1 protein-coding gene is annotated in these 1,007 nt (G+C 53.3%); it reads left to right on the forward strand.

Annotated features, from left to right (window positions below; translation table 11 throughout):
- A partial coding sequence (gene tuf / locus FEK66_RS25425; protein ID WP_138211652.1) for an elongation factor Tu occupies nucleotides 1–1,007 on the forward strand: 1,007 nt, incomplete at both ends.

The raw sequence follows: 1,007 nt of genomic DNA on the forward strand, positions 1-1,007 counted from the left end.
GCATTCGACCAGATCGATAACGCGCCGGAAGAAAAAGCTCGTGGTATCACCATCAACACTTCTCACGTTGAATATGACACCCCGACCCGTCACTACGCACACGTAGACTGCCCGGGGCACGCCGACTATGTTAAAAACATGATCACTGGTGCTGCTCAGATGGACGGCGCGATCCTGGTAGTTGCTGCGACTGACGGCCCGATGCCGCAGACTCGTGAGCACATCCTGCTGGGTCGTCAGGTAGGCGTTCCGTACATCATCGTGTTCCTGAACAAATGTGACATGGTTGATGACGAAGAGCTGCTGGAACTGGTTGAAATGGAAGTTCGTGAACTTCTGTCTCAGTACGACTTCCCGGGCGACGACACTCCGATCGTTCGTGGTTCTGCTCTGAAAGCGCTGGAAGGCGACGTAGAGTGGGAAGCGAAAATCCTGGAACTGGCTGGCTTCCTGGATTCTTACATTCCGGAACCAGAGCGTGCGATTGACAAGCCGTTCCTGCTGCCGATCGAAGACGTATTCTCCATCTCCGGTCGTGGTACCGTTGTTACCGGTCGTGTAGAACGCGGTATCATCAAAGTTGGTGAAGAAGTTGAAATCGTTGGTATCAAAGAGACTCAGAAGTCTACCTGTACTGGCGTTGAAATGTTCCGCAAACTGCTGGACGAAGGCCGTGCTGGTGAGAACGTAGGTGTTCTGCTGCGTGGTATCAAACGTGAAGAAATCGAACGTGGTCAGGTACTGGCTAAGCCGGGCACCATCAAGCCGCACACCAAGTTCGAATCTGAAGTGTACATTCTGTCCAAAGATGAAGGCGGCCGTCATACTCCGTTCTTCAAAGGCTACCGTCCGCAGTTCTACTTCCGTACTACTGACGTGACTGGTACCATCGAACTGCCGGAAGGCGTAGAGATGGTAATGCCGGGCGACAACATCAAAATGGTTGTTACCCTGATCCACCCGATCGCGATGGACGACGGTCTGCGTTTCGCAATCCGTGAAGGCGG

Origin of the sequence: Escherichia sp. E1130 (genome assembly GCF_005781065.1) — a bacterium.
GTDB lineage: Bacteria > Pseudomonadota > Gammaproteobacteria > Enterobacterales > Enterobacteriaceae > Escherichia.